A 16,301-nucleotide genomic window follows, 5' to 3' on the forward strand; every position below is an offset into this window, starting at 1 on the left:
CACTTCTAAACTATTTTTTACCTCAAACTTTTATTTACTATAAGAAACCCTAAAACTAGTCTATCATGTTTTTTTGTTGGTTGCAAAGAAAATTTTTCAAACCTAAAGAACAAATGGTTAGTAGACTTTTTGAAACGTTATTTTTGCAACAGCTAACTTATATCACTTCTATCATAGATAGGGTAACAAAATACTCCTACCCTTTAAAACGCTTTAGGAGGTCCTTACAACACTATTTGTAATTTAGATATAAAAGTTCGTCTTTTTAAAATTAACGCGTGTAGCTCCCCTAAAAACTCGAATAAAAGTATCCGTTCAGAGGTGTGGCAAGGATAAAAAACAATTGACATAATATATTAAAGTAGTAATAACACAAAATGTTGATAGTAAGGTAAGGCTAGATGCTTCGATTGTTGATCAGTATTGTAGAGTTATGTAAAAACTTAGAGCAGAAAGTAGCAAAGCTTGAAGAAAAAAATAAAATCTTAGAAATAGAGAATGCTGAACTAAGAGAGAGACTTGGCTTAAACTCAAGGAATTCATCTTTACCAAGTTCAAAAGAGCTGTACAAAATAAAAAAAGACATACCAGAAGATAAGTCAGAGGGCAGCAGGAAGATAGGTGGTCAAGTTGGGCATAAGGGAAATTGCCGAGCTAAAATGGAAGCAGATGAGGTGGTGAAGGTAGAGTTACCAAATAGATGCGAGTGTGGTGAAGAAATCTCAATATCGGAAAAACCATATGTCTATCAAAAAGTTGATTTACCAAAAATTAAGCCTTACGTAGTTGAGTATCAATTAGAACATGGGCGCTGTCGTAAATGCGGAAAAAGAAGGAGTAGCAAATTACCAGAAGGAGTTACACCTGATACCTTTGGTTCTAGAGTTAAGTCAGTAGTTGCAGCACTAAGTGGGTTTTATAAGAATTCAAAGCGAGAAATAGCGAATATTATGAAAGACATCTTTAACATGAGTATAAGTGTTGGTAGTGTGTCCAATAGTGAAGCAAGGGTTTCGTCAAAATGTAAAGAAGCCTATGAACAAATAGAGGAAGAAATAAAAGCAAGCGAAATTTTGCATATTGATGAAACCAGTCACTACAACAAAGGCAAATTGGGATGGTGCTGGATGTTTGCCAACAATAAAGCAAGTCTTATGAAGTTAGCAGATACAAGAGGAATGAAATTTTTAAAGAATAGTGCATTTTGTGATTACAAAAACCTGGTAATTACCGACAGATATGCAGTTTACAACCACTTCAGTGATGAAAAACGACAAATTTGTTGGGCTTACTTATTGAGAAATTTCGAGAGGCTATCTCATAGTTGGAATGGTGAAGTAATGAGACTTGGCCATTGTTTAAAAGACGCAGCTAATGGATTGTTTGTATTAAAAAACGCTTTGTCAGAAAATGAAATTAGTATTTCAAAGTTCACTAAGCAAGCTAAAGAATTACGAAGATACATACAGTACTGCATGATAAAAATATCTTATATACTTGAAGCAAAAGGAGCTTCAAGAACGGTAAAGGGTATTATAAAATCCGAGCCAATGATGTGGACATTTTTGGATGACCCAGGGAATATTCCATTAACGAATAACCATGTTGAGCGACAGATACGGCATTATGTTGTCTATCGTAAGAATTCATATTTTGCACAGTCAGAGCGAGGGAATAGATTTCTTGAGCGGATAATTTCGTTGTATCTAACTTGGAAACAAAAGGAATTAAAACCTTTTCAAAACCTGCTAGCTGTTGTTTCTTAAACCACACCTCTGAACGGATACCAGTAAACAGTTCTTTCCAAAATGGAAACAACTCAGGTGTCTAGAAGTTCCGTTTAGCGGGTTCTTAAAGCTCTTTAATTTCTGAGCTACATTCAAATTATTTTAACTTTTTTTCAGAAAATCCCGGAAAAAGTAGTGAGAAATCCGGTATATATATATTATAGAAGGGCATTGAGTGTAGATGTGCTTCAAACACAAAAGCCGGCAAACGAACAGAGTAGAAAAGATTGAAGAAAGCAAAAGAAACGAGATAGGTTTTTGGTGAGTTACGTAATTGAGAATTTATATTTTTTTAAATAAGACAAAAACTGTATTTTAAAGCTAGATGTGACTTTAGGGTAAAATATACTACTTTTACTTCTCGTCAACACAGTTAACGAACTACCACAGTAAAAGGGTTAATACGGTAACCATAATCTCTACGCGATGATCCAGGCCAACCAACTGTTTGAATCACATCATTACGTTCGATGTTTAGTCCTAACTTTTTGGCTAAGGTGGTTTTTATTGTTCTTTGGATTGTGTTTAGTGGTTTTCTGATGTGATGTTCTGGATCTGCTTCTGGATCAAGATTTAGGCGCTTTTCTATTTCAGTTATGCTAAGCAACATGTGTTTTTCAGGAGGTAATTCTTTTTTACAATCATGCAAAAATTGTTCAAATAATATGCGAAAAACCCTCATACATGCTACAGCTTTCTTATTTAGAATCTCTATATTGTTTACGTAAAGTGAGCCCTCTATCAATTGCAACTTTAGCAATTCCTTCTCTTTAGAAGGTTCAATTAGATTAAGTGCAGTATGTAAGATTTGCATTGAAGTATTTGGTATGAACTCTAGTACTCCTCTTTGTGCTGCTTCTTGGAATACTTCAATTAAAGTCTTATGCTGAAAGAAAAGGTCAACCATTTTTACTGTGGGCAAATCAAGAGGTATGTTTGATGGATTTTTGCAGATCCTCCAGAAGATACGGAGAACATTTGTAGCATGAAACCTGAAAAACAGCAAGTTACTGATGAAAGTGATCGAAAAAGTAGTGATGAGTGTTCTAAAGCGAAGCCACAAAAGAATGAATCTCCGAAGAAACATGGGGGTGGTTTTTTCTGTAAAGAAAGACTAGCAAAGTTATCACCTTTTAAGCGATGTAGCGTAGAGCGTGATACGATATCTTCAAGTAGAAGTGGTCCTGTACATTATGTAACTGAAAAACCACTTTTGTCTAAACGATTTGCCTCAGAAAGAAGAGCAACAAATAATCCACCCTCAGGAGTGACTTCTCCTGTTACTGAAGCATGTATCAAAAACAAGCCAGGGGCTACTGAATTAAAGGATGGTGGATTTTCCAATAGACCAAAAATACGAGCATTGGTAGAATCTAGTAGTGGACTAAATTTGCAACCTCTTACCTCTAGCCAGAAGGATGAACTATACAAAGTTCTTTCTCCTGAGATGAAGGAGAAGCTAGACTTCGGCTTTTTTCCTCCTGGGTACAAGAAGTTACTATACTTACTTTATGTTGATAAGAGGGAGCTGCGTTTGCTTCTTTCTTCTCCTGGAAAAGTAGAGCAAGTGTGCTCAGTTCTTCCTCCTGAGGAGAGGAAGCAACTACACCCAAATTTATCTTTGGAGGCAAAAAAAGGCTTACTTTTTAAGTTCTTTGGTGATAAACAAGAAATTAGTCGTAACGTTTCTACAAGTTCTGAAGATAGTGGTGTTTTTTCACTTTCGCAAAACTCGAATAATTCGGTCTTATCGAACTTCAGTAGTGTTAACGCTAATCCAATGAGCAGCATGGATGATGCGATGGTTGAGTGCTCTTCTTCCCACTTGCAAAAAAGATAGCCCTCAAGAAGGTAATTTAAGCTTATAATTTGATCTAATCCACCGTTCTAAGCCATCTAAGCGTTTTATTAGGGTTGGGGCCAAAGTCCCTGACCCTGAAAGCACTGGTGTTAGTTTTTCTCATCCATTGCAGATATTGTACGGTACTATCCACTTGATCGTCATGGCGAGTTTCTGGGAACATTAAAATTTCGTACTCAAAATCGCTGAGCCATACCGCTTGCTGTGGCAAAAAAACCCTGCCAGACTCTATCACCGGAACAATTTTGAGTGAGTTTGTCATTGTGTGGCACAATTTCAATAATCGGTAGATCGCTATTTGCCTTTAGCTCTTGTGTTAATTGCTGACCACTCGTTTTTGCTTCAATCAAAATTGCATGTGGTGCCCATCTTGCAGCTAGTGACAGAACTTGCTCTTTAAGCTTTGGGTACTCAAGCTTTGCTCGATATACATCAAGTAAATAGAATTTATTATCTATTTTTGCCCAGGTGGTGCAGACACTAAAGTCGCTGGAATCGTTTGTTGAAACTGCAGTGTCCCAGCTTTGAGTTACATGTGAGAGATTATCAGGGAAATTTTTATAGCGCTTTAGCCACTCTTGTTTTATTATACCACTTGAAAGCGGCAGGGGGTTTTGTTGATATTGAGCAGCAAAAGCGTAACTCCCGAGTTCAACTTTTATCATCTCAACTTCTTCTCTTCCTCCCTCGAGGGGATATAATAACTCATTCTCTTCTCTTGAATATAAACCTTTTTCTTGTGTCGTAATTGAGTCGATTATCTCCACTTTTTCAGAAATCATTGGCAAACAAATGTGATGCCATATGTTTTTTGGCTTGGATAAGAGGTGCCCAGTTAAGTCTTCCAGGTGCAGCCTGTGCATAACAAGCACAATTACTCCTTTTTTTCTATCGTTGAGCCTCGTTACCAAAGTCTGATCGAACCAGTTTGTGGCACGCTTTCTAAACGTTTCACTCAAAGCTTGAGCAGGGTTAAGCGGATCATCCACGATGATGAAATCTCCACCTTCACCGGTTAACGTCCCTCCAACTGATGTTGCGATTCTAAATCCTCTCTGCACTGTTTGGAATTTATATTTAGTGTTCTGGTCTTTGGATAATTTTACCTCTGGAAATAGTTCTTTATACCAATCAGATTGCATTATGCACCTGGTGTCAAGCGAGTGCTTTTCGCTGAGCAATTGAGAATAACTTGCAACTATTATTCTTGCAGTCGGCTGATTTCCCAGTATCCACGCGGGCCACGCAACACTAGCACATATGGACTTCATTGAACGCGGAGGCATATTGAATATTATGCGCCTTACTTCGCCAGCATTCGCTGCTTTCAGCCTGTCTTCTATGACTTTTATGTACTGATAATCATTATACTCACATCCCGGCACCACCGTTTGAAAGCACAGTTCAATGAATTTTAGAAAGTTGATTTTATTCATGAGGATTGACTCTTTTAAAGATTTTATGTATTATGAAATTGATGTAGTGAGAGTTAAGACGTGAAAGAAACAAGAGAAATTAAAATACAAACTAAGGAAGAGTTTGTAAGAACTCAAAATGGGATGAAAATCCAAAAGATAATAATGCCTAGTAAAGATGTAGATCAACGGAATGGAAAGCATCTAGTCTATTTTGTAGGTGGAGGGAATCGTATTGTAAAATCCAAAGAGTTGGATTTGCAAAATTGGCAATGGGCAACAGACCGAGGAATTACTGTACATCTCTTTAACTATCCTGGCTTGGGCAAGAGCAAAAACTCTTTTACGTTTCGTAACGATAGAGTTGAATCAGGCATTGTAGTTGTCACTGATTTGTTAAAAAATGGTATAAAGCCGGATAATATAATATTATTTGGGGATTGCTTTGGCGGACATGTAGCTGCAGAGGTTCATAAAAATTTTAAAAATAATGATATACATTTGAGGTGTGTTGTTAGCAACGCTGCTAGTTCACTCAAACAAGCCTCTCTTTACTACTTTGGTTTTATAGCAAAATTAAAAATTCTTCTTGCTCCGATAATCAAATTAGTACTAAAGATTTTTGGTTGTCATTGGAAGACACATAAAATCATAAATTCAATTACTCCTTATACGATGTACTTTAATCGCGAAGGAGATAAGACAATCAAACAATCAGCGCAACTTGCAACAAAAATAGAAAGAATAGAAAAAAATGGTAGAAAGAAAAATTACCAAAAAAAAGAAGTCTTCGAAGGTTTTGAAGAGAATGAGAAATTTTTCAAGCAACATACAATGTTAATAAAAAATAATGAATGTATTGATCCTAAAAGGACTAACAAGGGCATTCATGGCTTGCCTATTAAGTGTTTAAAATCTTCCAACAAAGTTAGTTACACTTTTCCTGAATTAATCAGTTTATATATTCAAAAGACAGATTCATACTTTGCTGAATGTGGCTCACTAAACAGCGAAGAGAAAGTTGAAGAGTTTAGAAAAAGTAAATTTTATGAAGATTTTTCTGGCTGTACAAGTTCAATGTCGAAAGTAAATATTACGGCAGCAAACCGACACCCTGCAGGTAGCTATGAGTCAACTATTTCTTCAACTTTATCGAAGTAAAGAATTGATTTCCATTGCGGTAAATAAGCAACATTATTGAATCTTTACCGTTTTTCTTTACTGCTGAATCAACTTGTTTTTGAAAATCATTAATATTTTCTATATCGGTTCCATCTAATTGGATAATGATGTCCCCTTTTTTAATACCACGCAGCGTGGCATTACTGTTACTATCTACATTAGTAACTATCACACCTTTTGTAGGATTACTTTCTTTTGATTCTTTTGGCAGGTTTGAAACAGTTAAACCAGTTATGTAATCGGATGTTGATTTATTTTCTTCTTGATTATTACCTTGACCATCATTTGCAGATTCTTCAATCACAACCTTAATATTGACCTCTTTGCCCTTTCTAAGTAACTTAATTTGTACTTTTTTTCCAGGTTCAGTTCTTGAAACCATTTGAGGCAATTGTGTCATTCTATCAATTTTTTTATCATCAAATTCTAATAATATGTCACCCACCTTAATTCCACCTTTTTCTGCAGGGCTATCCTTTACTATACTTGCAACCAGTGCACCTTTTGTATCTTTTAAACCCAAAGACTCAGCAAATTCTTTCGTTATAGGCTGAACTTGCACACCAAGCCAACCATGTTTTATTTTTTTGCCACTTTTTAATGTGTCAATAATTGACATAGCTAAATTAGATGGTATAGCAAAGCCTATACCCACGTTACCGCCAGACTCAGATGGGGAATAGATAGCGGTGTTAATGCCTATAACTTTTCCATTTAAATCAAATAATGGCCCTCCAGAGTTGCCTCTATTAATTGCAGCATCAGTTTGAATAAATTCATTCATAGTGCCGATACTAATGTCTCTGGACCTTGCAGATATAATTCCTGTGCTTACAGAGCCACCCAAACCAAATGGGTTACCTATTGCCATAACCGTATCACCAACCCTTGCTTTATCAGAATCACCAAATGCAACAGAAGAAAGATCTTTATCAGAATTAATCTTAAGCACAGCAAGATCAGTTCTTGCATCATAGCCTAAAACTTCTGCTTTGAAATAAGTATTATCGTTCATAGTAACTGTGATATCTTTGGCATTTTTAATAACGTGATAATTGGTTACTATAGTTCCACCTTTATCTATAATAAACCCAGAACCAAGCAACACCACCTCTCTGTTAACACTAGGGCCCCTATCCATAAAAAACTGATCAAAGTGCTCAAAAAACTCTCTAAAATCATCAAAAAAATTATTTCCTGGCATAGATGGAACTCTAGTTCTGCTGTTATTTTCTTGTTTGATGATTTGTTCGCTTGAAATATTTACAACCGCAGGAATGAGTTCTTCCACTAAATCGGCAAGTCCTTGATTACAGTTGCATGCAGTAGTGCTAGCATCAACGACCTTTTTTGCATTCCAATCAAACATATTAGCATGCGAAGAAAACGCAATTAGAAAATATGCAAATATAGATAAAATAAATGCCTTACTTTTCATAAATTATTTCCATCCTTTATTTAAAATATCTAAAAAGGTATTGTTTGGTGAAAGTACAAATTTAGTATTATTTTCGGCAAATGATTTACTGTAAGCGCTCATGGAGCGATAAAAGTTAAAGAACTCTTCATCAATCTTAAATGCCTCATTATAAATTCTAGTTGCTTCAGCATAACCACGGCCCCTTGTTTCATATGATTCTTTTACTGCACTGGAGATAATTTCCCTTTTTAATTTATCAGCTTTTGATCTAATTTCCTGCCCCGCTTGCTCTCCTTCTGCTCTAATTTCTTTTGCTTCTTTTTCCCTTTCAGTTTGCATACGGCGAAATATTGCAGAACTATTTTCTTCTGGTAAATCTGCTCTCTTAATTCTTACATCTATTATTTCTATGCCAAATTTTTCAGCTTCAGAGTAAACTCCGTGCTGAATTAACTGCATGACTTCTGACCTTTTTTCATTCAGCAAACTAATCAACGAAAATCTGCCTATATTTTCTCTTATGTGTGCTTCTATAACCGGATATAATCTTCTAACCAGCCCTGATTCATTCCTCACAGCCTGGTAAAAAGTAACAGGATTCGTTATTTTATATTTTGCATACGCATCTACTATAATACGTTTTTGATCCGCTGTTATCACTTCCCTTGGGGTTTTATCAGGACTTAGATCTAAAACTCTTTTATCAAGAAACTCTACACTATTTATGAATGGTAACTTAAAATATAAGCCACTTTCCCTAACATCCCTTACAACTTTACCCAGTTGTATAACTATAGCTTGCTTTGTTTCTTGTACAACAAATATTGAATTAGATAAAACAATCAATAAAACAACAAATACAGAAACAAAAATGATTTTAATATTACTACTCATGGTTATTTCCCTAAATTTGTAAGAGGTAAATAAGAAAACATACCTTTCAGATCATCAGTTACAACAACTTTGTCTACCTTACTGAAAATATTTTCCATAGTTTCAAGATAAATACGATTCTTAACGAGAGAAGGATTCTGTCTATATTCCTCATAAAGAGATAAAAAGCGATTTGCATTACCTTTTGCTTCATTTATTACTTCATTCTCATATGCCTCTGCATCTAATTTTATCTTTATCGCTTCACCTTTTGCTCGAGGTATGATATCATTACTATAAGAATATGCTTCGTTTATAGTACGCTCTTTATCTGCACGAGCACTTTGCACATCTCTAAATGAGCTAATTACTTTTTCTGGTGGATCGATTTTTTTCATTTGAACAGATAAAATCTCTATGCCCATTTGGTATCCATCAAGAATCTGCTGCAATAGAATTCTAGTATCTCTGGAAATTTCGGCTCTCCCTTGACCTTCCAGTGCAAAAGAAATTGTATTCTTACCTATTATCTCCCTCATAGCACTTTCAGCAGCGTTTTTAACGCTTAAACCAGGTTGATGATCCCGCACTTTGAATAAATAGTCCTTAGCATCTCTAACGCGCCACTGAATTTCGAAGTTAACGTTGACTATATTTTCATCTCCAGTTAGCATCACACCTTCACCACGGTCTGTATCTCGTCCATAAGAACCGCTTACACCAATTTCTTCACGATTTACTTCCTTAACGTTTACTTTAAAAACCTTACCAATAGGATAGGGGGAGTGATAGCGCAAACCGGACATCTCTGTGTTAGAGTATTTACCAAAGGTAAGTTCTATGCCTTCTTCACTGGGGTGAACAATATAAAAGCCAGTGCAAGCATAGAACAGCAAAATAATGAAAATGATGAAATAAGGTTTTTTGCCCCTGTTTCTGGTTAATCCATTAAGAAAGAACCTTATATCAGATACAGCTTTACTTAAAATATCTTCATTATTAGGAGTTTTGTTCCCTATCGATTTCTTTCCCGGATTCCAAGGATTATTCTCATCAAACATAATGATTGATTCTATAATTAATACGCTAATATTACTCATCTTATAAGAAAATGCAAAACTATTTTATTTATAAATTAATTATCAGGATGGAAAACATGATCATACACTTCCTTTTCTCTATGTAATATGGTCGATTCTATGGAATTTTCTGGCTTTTTTTTGAATTCTTTATTGTCACTCTTTAAGTGCACTACGTCTTCGTGAAGGTGAGAACAATAATGAGATAACAAAACCATTATTATTAAAACTGCAATAATTAAAAGGGTGGGTATCCTTTTTGTGCACCTCATAAATACTCTAGCTCGAAGAGCCCTTAACCTAATTTTCTACGCTTCCGAAAAACATGTCAAGCAGAATTATTCAAAGACAAATAAATACTGGCAGCCAAATTAACACTAACTTAAGAATCGAAGGTGTACAATATAATATATTTAATTAATAGTGAGGTTTAAAATGTTACCTGATAAACAAACAAATTTAGTTTCTAAGGGGAAGCAACAAAGTATATTTGCTGGAACTTTTAGTAAGTTATTTGAGAATAAAGAGAGCAACATGTTTGATAGATTCTCTTCTGATTTGTCTTCAAAGGAAAAAATATTAGCAGTAAGTGTAGCAGGTGCGATATTTGCTTCAGCACTTCCAATTGTGGCAGTTGCCTTACCACTTGCTGTACCAGGTGCAATAGTTGCCCTAACTCTATTTTTTGCTTATAAAGCAGTTGAATACACATTCAAAGGGCTCAAATGGTCAGCAGAAAAAACAGTTGATGGGGCGGAATATACTGCAGGAAAAATTAGAAAGGCAGCAGAATATTCTGCAGAAAAAGCAAGAGAAGGTTATTATTCAGTAAAAGGAGCTATAAGTTCTGTGGGACGAGCAACAAAAGAGGGAACTGGTGCTGCGTTAGGAAAAATGGGGCGCAGTTTAAGTAATTTAAGTGGAAGTATGTCTAGTTTAGATGCCATCCCATATTCAATAGGTAACGAAGGTCAAACTGTTGTTTTGAAAACAGAAGAAAAAACAAGGAATTTCAATAGTGTAAAGGAGATGTTTATTAAGGAAGTTCTTGAAGACAAAGCCATGAATAGCTCTGCTTTAACTAAGGAAATATTTTCTAAGCTGGGAGAAAAAATATTAGAGAAAGCTTATTCTGTTGATGGTCAATCAGGTTTCCAAAAGGACCAGTTGATCAATCAGTTGAAACAGCAAGCAGATTTTGTCAATAAATTAGACGCTAAGAAGTTGCAAAATTTGTTGGCTCAAGATGATAACAATCTCTATGAAATTTTCTCTGACCATCACGATGAAATCAAGAGGATTGTTAAAGAGTGCAGAGCAGAGCATAAACTTTCTAACTCTATAGAGAACCTTAATGAAGTAGCAGGAAAGTATGGTATCAGAAAAGGTTCAACGCAATCTATTGAAAACAGCTTGTCAAAAAGCAGTTCACTAGACTCTGTAAGAACTGAAAGTACTGCTAGCAGCGAAGCGGAATTGTTAAATCCTGCGGAGCATAAAGAAGTAAAAGCACCTTCTTCATTTAGAGAAAAAATGCCATCATGGCTTGGGGGTAAAAAAGCACCGAAAGAAACTACTGACGTTAAATATCAAGTTCTTTCTGAATTAGGCACGTTATCTGTTGCTCCACCGAAGCTACCAAGAAGCAATTCACTAAATTCTATAGGAACTGGAAGTACTGCTACTGTCTCTTATTCAGATTCTCAGGACTTTGCAACAGTCAAGCCTAATCTTCTTAGAAGAAGCAGTTCATCTAGTAGCTTAGGTGGTAGTTCTTCTAAGCTTACTCCAGTTGATCCACCAAAGGTGCCTGGAATTCCCTCTCTGAACTCTTTAAATGATGGAATTAGGGCAGCAATGGAGAAAAACTTAGAAGAATTTAGTTCAAGTGCTAAAACTGAATCTACACAGAGTTCTTTGAGTAATCGTAATGGTTCTGATAGTGGATTCAATTCACCAACTTCCTCTCCAACACACACAATGTTTACTAACGAAGATGGCAAGGCAAAAACCCAAGCTGACTTAAAAAAGACAGGTTATCTGAATGAACTGGTGGGACAGCCTTCTACGAAAGTAGGTGAAAATAGCGTTCATCATCCTGCAAGTGTGAAAACGAAATAAATAAAACTACTTACTTTCTCTAAAAGGATGTTACTCAACGAGTAACATCCTTTTTTGTTTTTTCTAACTGAAGGTTTGACCATAGAAATTTTCTATAGCTAGTACAGCTCTACGTCACACCGCCGCGGTATCTCGGCATAGATTCCGCTAACTATAGTAGTTTCTAAAATGAATGATAAATTTCCATTATGGTATTACCAACTAAAAGCTGCAAGTCTGTATAGTGGTGCATTAGAGGTCTGAGGCGACTTTTGATGGTATGCCAATAGTGTTCTATAGGATTCAAATCTGGTAAATATGCTGGAAGGTACAACAAATGACAGCCAAAAGACTCTATTAATGACGGTGTGCTGCAGTAACAAACAAAGTAATGTTTGTGAGAAGCTTTATTGAAGATGAAGGAAGGTCCTTCGAAATCGGTTTTCAGGAGCAGCCACCTTAAGTGGCTCTATTTAAGAGATAGGGTCATAAGCGTTAAGGAAAAATCAGCATATAAGCTGGAAGGTGTGGATCAGAAAGACGAACGTGAGTGAACCACTGATGAACGTGTCGAAAAGGGAAGTGAACATCGAAAGGGGGAGTGAGTCGTTCTCCTCTTAAAAGCGTACAGGGAACCTGACTACTGTGTAGGCGGTGTTCGGCATAAAGGTGGCGTGAGTCTGATCTGGGCTTTGATAAGGAACTGCAGGAACCAGTCGATTTGATGCAAAGCGAGATAAGCAAGAGGCTAATCCTCAAGTTTTAGAGTAGCGATACAAATCACTGGGGCGGATTAACTCGTAGTAGTGAAGAAGTGGTTGTAATGACCATGGAGCGAAGGGGTTAAGCTAGTCGACTTTAGTAAATCATTCAACTTGTAGGAGGATGAAAGTGATTGAACGAACAAAGCCTTTTGACATACCAAAATCTCTAGTGTTTTTGGCTTATAAAAGAGTTAAAGAAAACAGAGGAGGAGCAGGTATTGATGATCTAACAATTGAAAAGTTTGATCAAGACTTAAGCAAGAACCTTTACAAGCTATGGAATAGGCTATCATCTGGTAGTTATTTTCCACCCGCAGTGAAGGCTTGTGATATAACTAAGACAGATGGAGGGACAAGGACACTTGGAATACCAACTGTCTCCGATCGTATAGCACAGGAAGTTGTAAGAAGTGTTTTAGAACCAGAGCTTGAGAAGGTATTTGATGAAGATTCATATGGTTATAGGCCAAATAAATCGGCATTAGATGCCATAGGACAAACCAGGAAGCGATGCTTCGACCAAAATTGGTTAATAGAGTTTGATATCAAGGGAATGTTTGATAACATAGACCACAATCTACTGATGAAAGCAGTCAGAAAACACACTGCAAACAAATGGGTTCTCTTATACATACAAAGATGGCTAGATGCAGATATACAGCTTGAAGATGGAACAAAGATAAAGCGTCTCAGCGGAGTACCGCAGGGAGGTGTAGTGAGTCCTATCTTAAGCAACCTATTTATGCACTATAGTTTTGATGTATGGATGAGGAGAGAATATCCAAGTATAAAGTGGGCAAGATATGCTGATGATGGTGTTATACATTGTGTAAGCAAGAACCAAGCACAACTAATTTTGAGTCAACTTGAACAGAGACTGAAGATTTGTAAATTGGAAATAAAACATACAAAGACCAAAATTATCTATTGTCAAGATGGAAAGCGGAAGGAGAATCATGAGAATGTATCATTCACATTCCTTGGGTACGAATTTCGAAAAAGACTTGTACGAAATAGAAAAGATGGTAGTTTATTTGTAAGTTTTACTCCGACTGTAAGTAAAGAAAGTTTGAAAAAGATGAGAAAAGAAATTAGAGGCTGGAAATTTGCTAGAAGAACAAACTTGGAAATAGAAGATATATCACGAATATGTAATCCAATTCTAAGGGGTTGGTTTAACTATTACGGGAAGTATCACATAACTGCGCTAGAGGACATAATAAGAATGTTTAATAGGAAACTCAGGAAGTGGTTTCAGACAAAGTATAAGAAGCTGAGTGGGCATAAAACCAAAGCAGCTAAGTTACTAGAAAGAATCGCAAAGAGTAGACCAAATCTTTTTGTACACTGGAAATTAAGTATAGGACTAGGGCAATGATTAGTGGGAGCTTTATGAGATGCGAGTGTGCGCCGTGGTACGCATTAAGAAATACTTAGCGGAGCTAAGCGGGGTTCAGAATAAATGGCCTCGAGGTGAACAACTAACTTTAACCCGAAAGGGAAGGAGGACAAGAGCATGTATGTAAAGCGAGAGTTATCTGAAGATGTGTAAGATAACGGCTTGCAACACCTGATCAATATGGTTAAAGCTAAACTGCTTGAATTCTAATCTTCAGGGGTGGGACTTCACATCCATGGGTATCGCATTTAAAACCCCATGTCTACGGTAAGCACAGATTAAACTTTCGTTTGTGTGACATTCTGGCTGTAGAACGATAAGTAGTGAACTTATTTAAGAGGATGAATGGAAAACCTAAGTTGATCTAGAACAGTTCTTAGTGACGGAACATGGGATGACCTAAGGAACGCGAGTTCTATGGTTACGGAGTCATCGTAGTAGTCGTGAAAGTAACGAATCACCGGGGAGTGTGGGAAAGCCACATACAGGGCAAAGGGTGACAGATAATTGAATGTTGAAATTGGGAGGTACGCAAGATGCGGAAAGCTGAAACAATACTTAACATTATACGTGAACGTGGACAAAGAAATTTGCCGGTTAAAAACGTATATCGCCTACTTTATCAGAGTGATCTTTACCTTCGAGCGTATGGCAAACTTTGTCGTAATAAAGGTGCTATGACAGAAGGTGTGACAACTGAAACAGTTGATGGTATGTCTTTGGAGAAAATCGATAAAATCATAGAGGATTTACGCTATGAGCGATATCGGTGGACACCAGTAAAACGTATCTATATTTTAAAGAAGAGTGGTAAACGCAGGCCGTTAGGGTTGCCAACATGGTCAAATAAGTTACTTCAAGAAGTAATCCGATTAATATTGGAAGCCTACTATGAGCCTAAATTTAGTGAATGTTCACATGGATTTCGACCAAAGCGTGGATGCCACACTGCATTAAGAGCAGTAATGCAAAAAGGCAGAGGTACAAAATGGTTTATAGAGGGAGATCTCAGTGCATGTTATGACTCAATTGATCATACTATGTTGTTGAAAATACTGAGTGAAAGCTTCCAAGATAACCGTTTTATTCAGCTAATCAATCGACTGCTAAAAGCAGGATATATGGAAAATTGGAAGTACAATAAGAGTCATAGTGGGGTACCACAAGGTTCTATTATTGGTCCAATTCTGAGTAACATATTACTCGATCGGTTAGATAAACATGTGGAGCATATACTAATACCAGCAAATAACCGAGGTAAGCGAAGAAGGACAAATCCAAAATATTTAAGGTTAACCATGCAAGTATCGATGATGAGAAAACAAGGGAACTGGGATCAAGCAAAACAACTGCGTCAATTAGTGCAGGGTATGCCATCTAAGGATTCTTGCGATCTAAATTATCGACGTCTTTGGTATGTTAGGTATGCTGATGATTTTCTGGTAGGGTTTGCAGGACCAAAGAATGAAGCTGAACAAATTAAGAATGAGATTGCTGGGTTTCTCAATGAGGAGCTCAAACTTATGCTTAATGAAGATAAAACGTTTATTACACATGCGTGTGATAGCAAAGCCAATTTTTTGGGTTATGAAATACATGTTTTGCATGCAGATGACAAACATGATCATCGGACACAACGATGTATTAACGGTAGTATTGGGTTACGTGTACCACATCATATAAAGCAGAAAAAGTGTTCTGAATATATGCGTTGTGGTAAACCGATACATTTACCTCAACGTACAATTGATACAGCTTACAGTATTGTTGCTCAGTATCAAACTGAATATCGAGGAATTGTACAATACTATAAAATGGCCTACAACCTTCACACACTAAGTTATCTGAAATATGTGATGGAAGTATCATTAGTAAAGACTTTAGCATCTAAATACAAAACAACTTGCAGGAAAATTTATAGAAAATTTGGTGCGACGATTGAAAACGATGAAGGTGAAAAACGAAAAGTCATCCAAATCAGAGTAGATCGTTTACCATCAAAGATACCATTAATTACACACTTTGGTGCTGTGTCGCTAAAATGGAATAAATGGGTAAGCATAAGTGATAACCTTATACCAATATGGAATAAGCGTAGTGAAATAGAGCAAAGACTATTGGCACAAACTTGTGAATTATGTAAATCACAAGAGCAGATTGAAGTACATCACGTACGTAAACTTGCTGATTTGCTAGGTAAACGTAATACTGAACTACCGGAATGGAAAAAGAGAATGATTGAACGACAGAGGAAAACTCTTGTTGTTTGTCATGAATGCCATAAGAAAATCCAATATGGAAAATATGATGGTGACTCCTTAAAACGTTAGATTATTGGAGAGCCACGTGATACGGAAACGATCATGCGTGGTTCGGAGAGGGGTTGTTGGAAAAGTACTTAACAAGTAACTCGCTGGCTGC

12 protein-coding genes and 2 pseudogenes are annotated in these 16,301 nt (G+C 36.5%); 7 read left to right on the forward strand and 7 right to left on the reverse strand.

The window, feature by feature from the left end:
• Positions 1-413 precede the first annotated feature (413 nt).
• Positions 414-1,766: an IS66 family transposase gene (tnpC, locus tag OPR43_RS02660; protein ID WP_265035629.1), complete on the forward strand. Its 1,353-nt coding sequence runs from the start codon at positions 414-416 to the stop codon at positions 1,764-1,766.
• Between the two features lie 394 nt (positions 1,767-2,160).
• Here the strand turns inward: tnpC and OPR43_RS02665 are convergent, their stop codons facing one another.
• On the reverse strand, positions 2,161-2,694 hold the full coding sequence (locus OPR43_RS02665; RefSeq protein WP_265035370.1) for a hypothetical protein: 534 nt from the start codon (positions 2,692-2,694) through the stop codon (positions 2,161-2,163).
• Between the two features lie 78 nt (positions 2,695-2,772).
• Here OPR43_RS02665 and OPR43_RS02670 point away from each other — a divergent pair, with 78 nt between their 5' ends.
• Positions 2,773-3,627 carry a hypothetical protein gene (locus OPR43_RS02670; RefSeq protein WP_265035371.1) on the forward strand — a complete coding sequence of 285 codons (855 nt, stop codon included), beginning with the start codon at positions 2,773-2,775 and terminating at the stop codon, positions 3,625-3,627.
• 34 nt (positions 3,628-3,661) lie between these two features.
• On the opposite strand, the pseudogene terL reads toward OPR43_RS02670, so the two are convergent.
• Positions 3,662-5,084 (reverse strand): annotated as a pseudogene (gene terL / locus OPR43_RS02675) (phage terminase large subunit).
• A gap of 60 nt (positions 5,085-5,144) precedes the next feature.
• Between terL and OPR43_RS02680 the strand changes: the two are divergent.
• On the forward strand, positions 5,145-6,224 hold the full coding sequence (locus OPR43_RS02680) for an alpha/beta hydrolase (RefSeq protein ID WP_265035372.1): 1,080 nt from the start codon (positions 5,145-5,147) through the stop codon (positions 6,222-6,224).
• Here the strand turns inward: OPR43_RS02680 and OPR43_RS02685 are convergent.
• The 4 genes from OPR43_RS02685 to OPR43_RS02700 all read right to left on the reverse strand — a co-directional run bounded on the left by OPR43_RS02685 (position 6,199) and on the right by OPR43_RS02700 (position 9,889).
• Complete coding sequence (locus OPR43_RS02685; RefSeq protein ID WP_265025754.1) at positions 6,199-7,683, reverse strand: DegQ family serine endoprotease; 1,485 nt, start codon at positions 7,681-7,683, stop codon at positions 6,199-6,201. The genes OPR43_RS02680 and OPR43_RS02685 overlap by 26 nt on opposite strands.
• Positions 7,684-7,686: 3 nt before the next feature.
• Entirely contained in the window at positions 7,687-8,559 is an 873-nt protein-coding gene (gene hflC / locus OPR43_RS02690; protein ID WP_265025752.1) for a protease modulator HflC, read from the reverse strand.
• Positions 8,560-8,561: 2 nt separating this feature from the next.
• Positions 8,562-9,599, reverse strand: a complete 1,038-nt coding sequence (gene hflK / locus OPR43_RS02695) for an FtsH protease activity modulator HflK (RefSeq protein WP_265035636.1) — start codon at positions 9,597-9,599, stop codon at positions 8,562-8,564.
• A gap of 74 nt (positions 9,600-9,673) precedes the next feature.
• Complete coding sequence (locus OPR43_RS02700; protein WP_265035373.1) at positions 9,674-9,889, reverse strand: hypothetical protein; 216 nt, start codon at positions 9,887-9,889, stop codon at positions 9,674-9,676.
• 163 nt (positions 9,890-10,052) lie between these two features.
• On the opposite strand from OPR43_RS02700, the gene OPR43_RS02705 reads away from it, so the two are divergent.
• The gene (locus OPR43_RS02705) at positions 10,053-11,738 is read left to right on the forward strand and encodes an actin-bundling T4SS effector WalE1 family protein (protein ID WP_265035374.1); all 1,686 of its coding nucleotides are present in this window, start codon (positions 10,053-10,055) and stop codon (positions 11,736-11,738) included.
• A gap of 163 nt (positions 11,739-11,901) precedes the next feature.
• Here OPR43_RS02705 and OPR43_RS02710 read toward each other — a convergent pair.
• Positions 11,902-12,078, reverse strand: a pseudogene (locus OPR43_RS02710) (transposase); the annotation flags it as partial.
• A 55-nt stretch (positions 12,079-12,133) separates the two neighbouring features.
• On the opposite strand from OPR43_RS02710, the gene OPR43_RS02715 reads away from it, so the two are divergent.
• From OPR43_RS02715 to OPR43_RS02725, 3 genes are all read left to right on the forward strand, one after another.
• Complete coding sequence (locus OPR43_RS02715; protein ID WP_265034535.1) at positions 12,134-12,271, forward strand: hypothetical protein; 138 nt, start codon at positions 12,134-12,136, stop codon at positions 12,269-12,271.
• Between the two features lie 331 nt (positions 12,272-12,602).
• Entirely contained in the window at positions 12,603-13,859 is a 1,257-nt protein-coding gene (gene ltrA, locus OPR43_RS02720; protein WP_265034304.1) for a group II intron reverse transcriptase/maturase, read from the forward strand.
• Positions 13,860-14,416: 557 nt separating this feature from the next.
• Positions 14,417-16,210 carry a reverse transcriptase/maturase family protein gene (locus OPR43_RS02725; protein ID WP_265034303.1) on the forward strand — a complete coding sequence of 598 codons (1,794 nt, stop codon included), beginning with the start codon at positions 14,417-14,419 and terminating at the stop codon, positions 16,208-16,210.
• Positions 16,211-16,301 lie beyond the last annotated feature (91 nt).

Origin of the sequence: Wolbachia endosymbiont (group A) of Apoderus coryli, assembly GCF_947251615.1 — a bacterium.
Classification (GTDB): domain Bacteria; phylum Pseudomonadota; class Alphaproteobacteria; order Rickettsiales; family Anaplasmataceae; genus Wolbachia.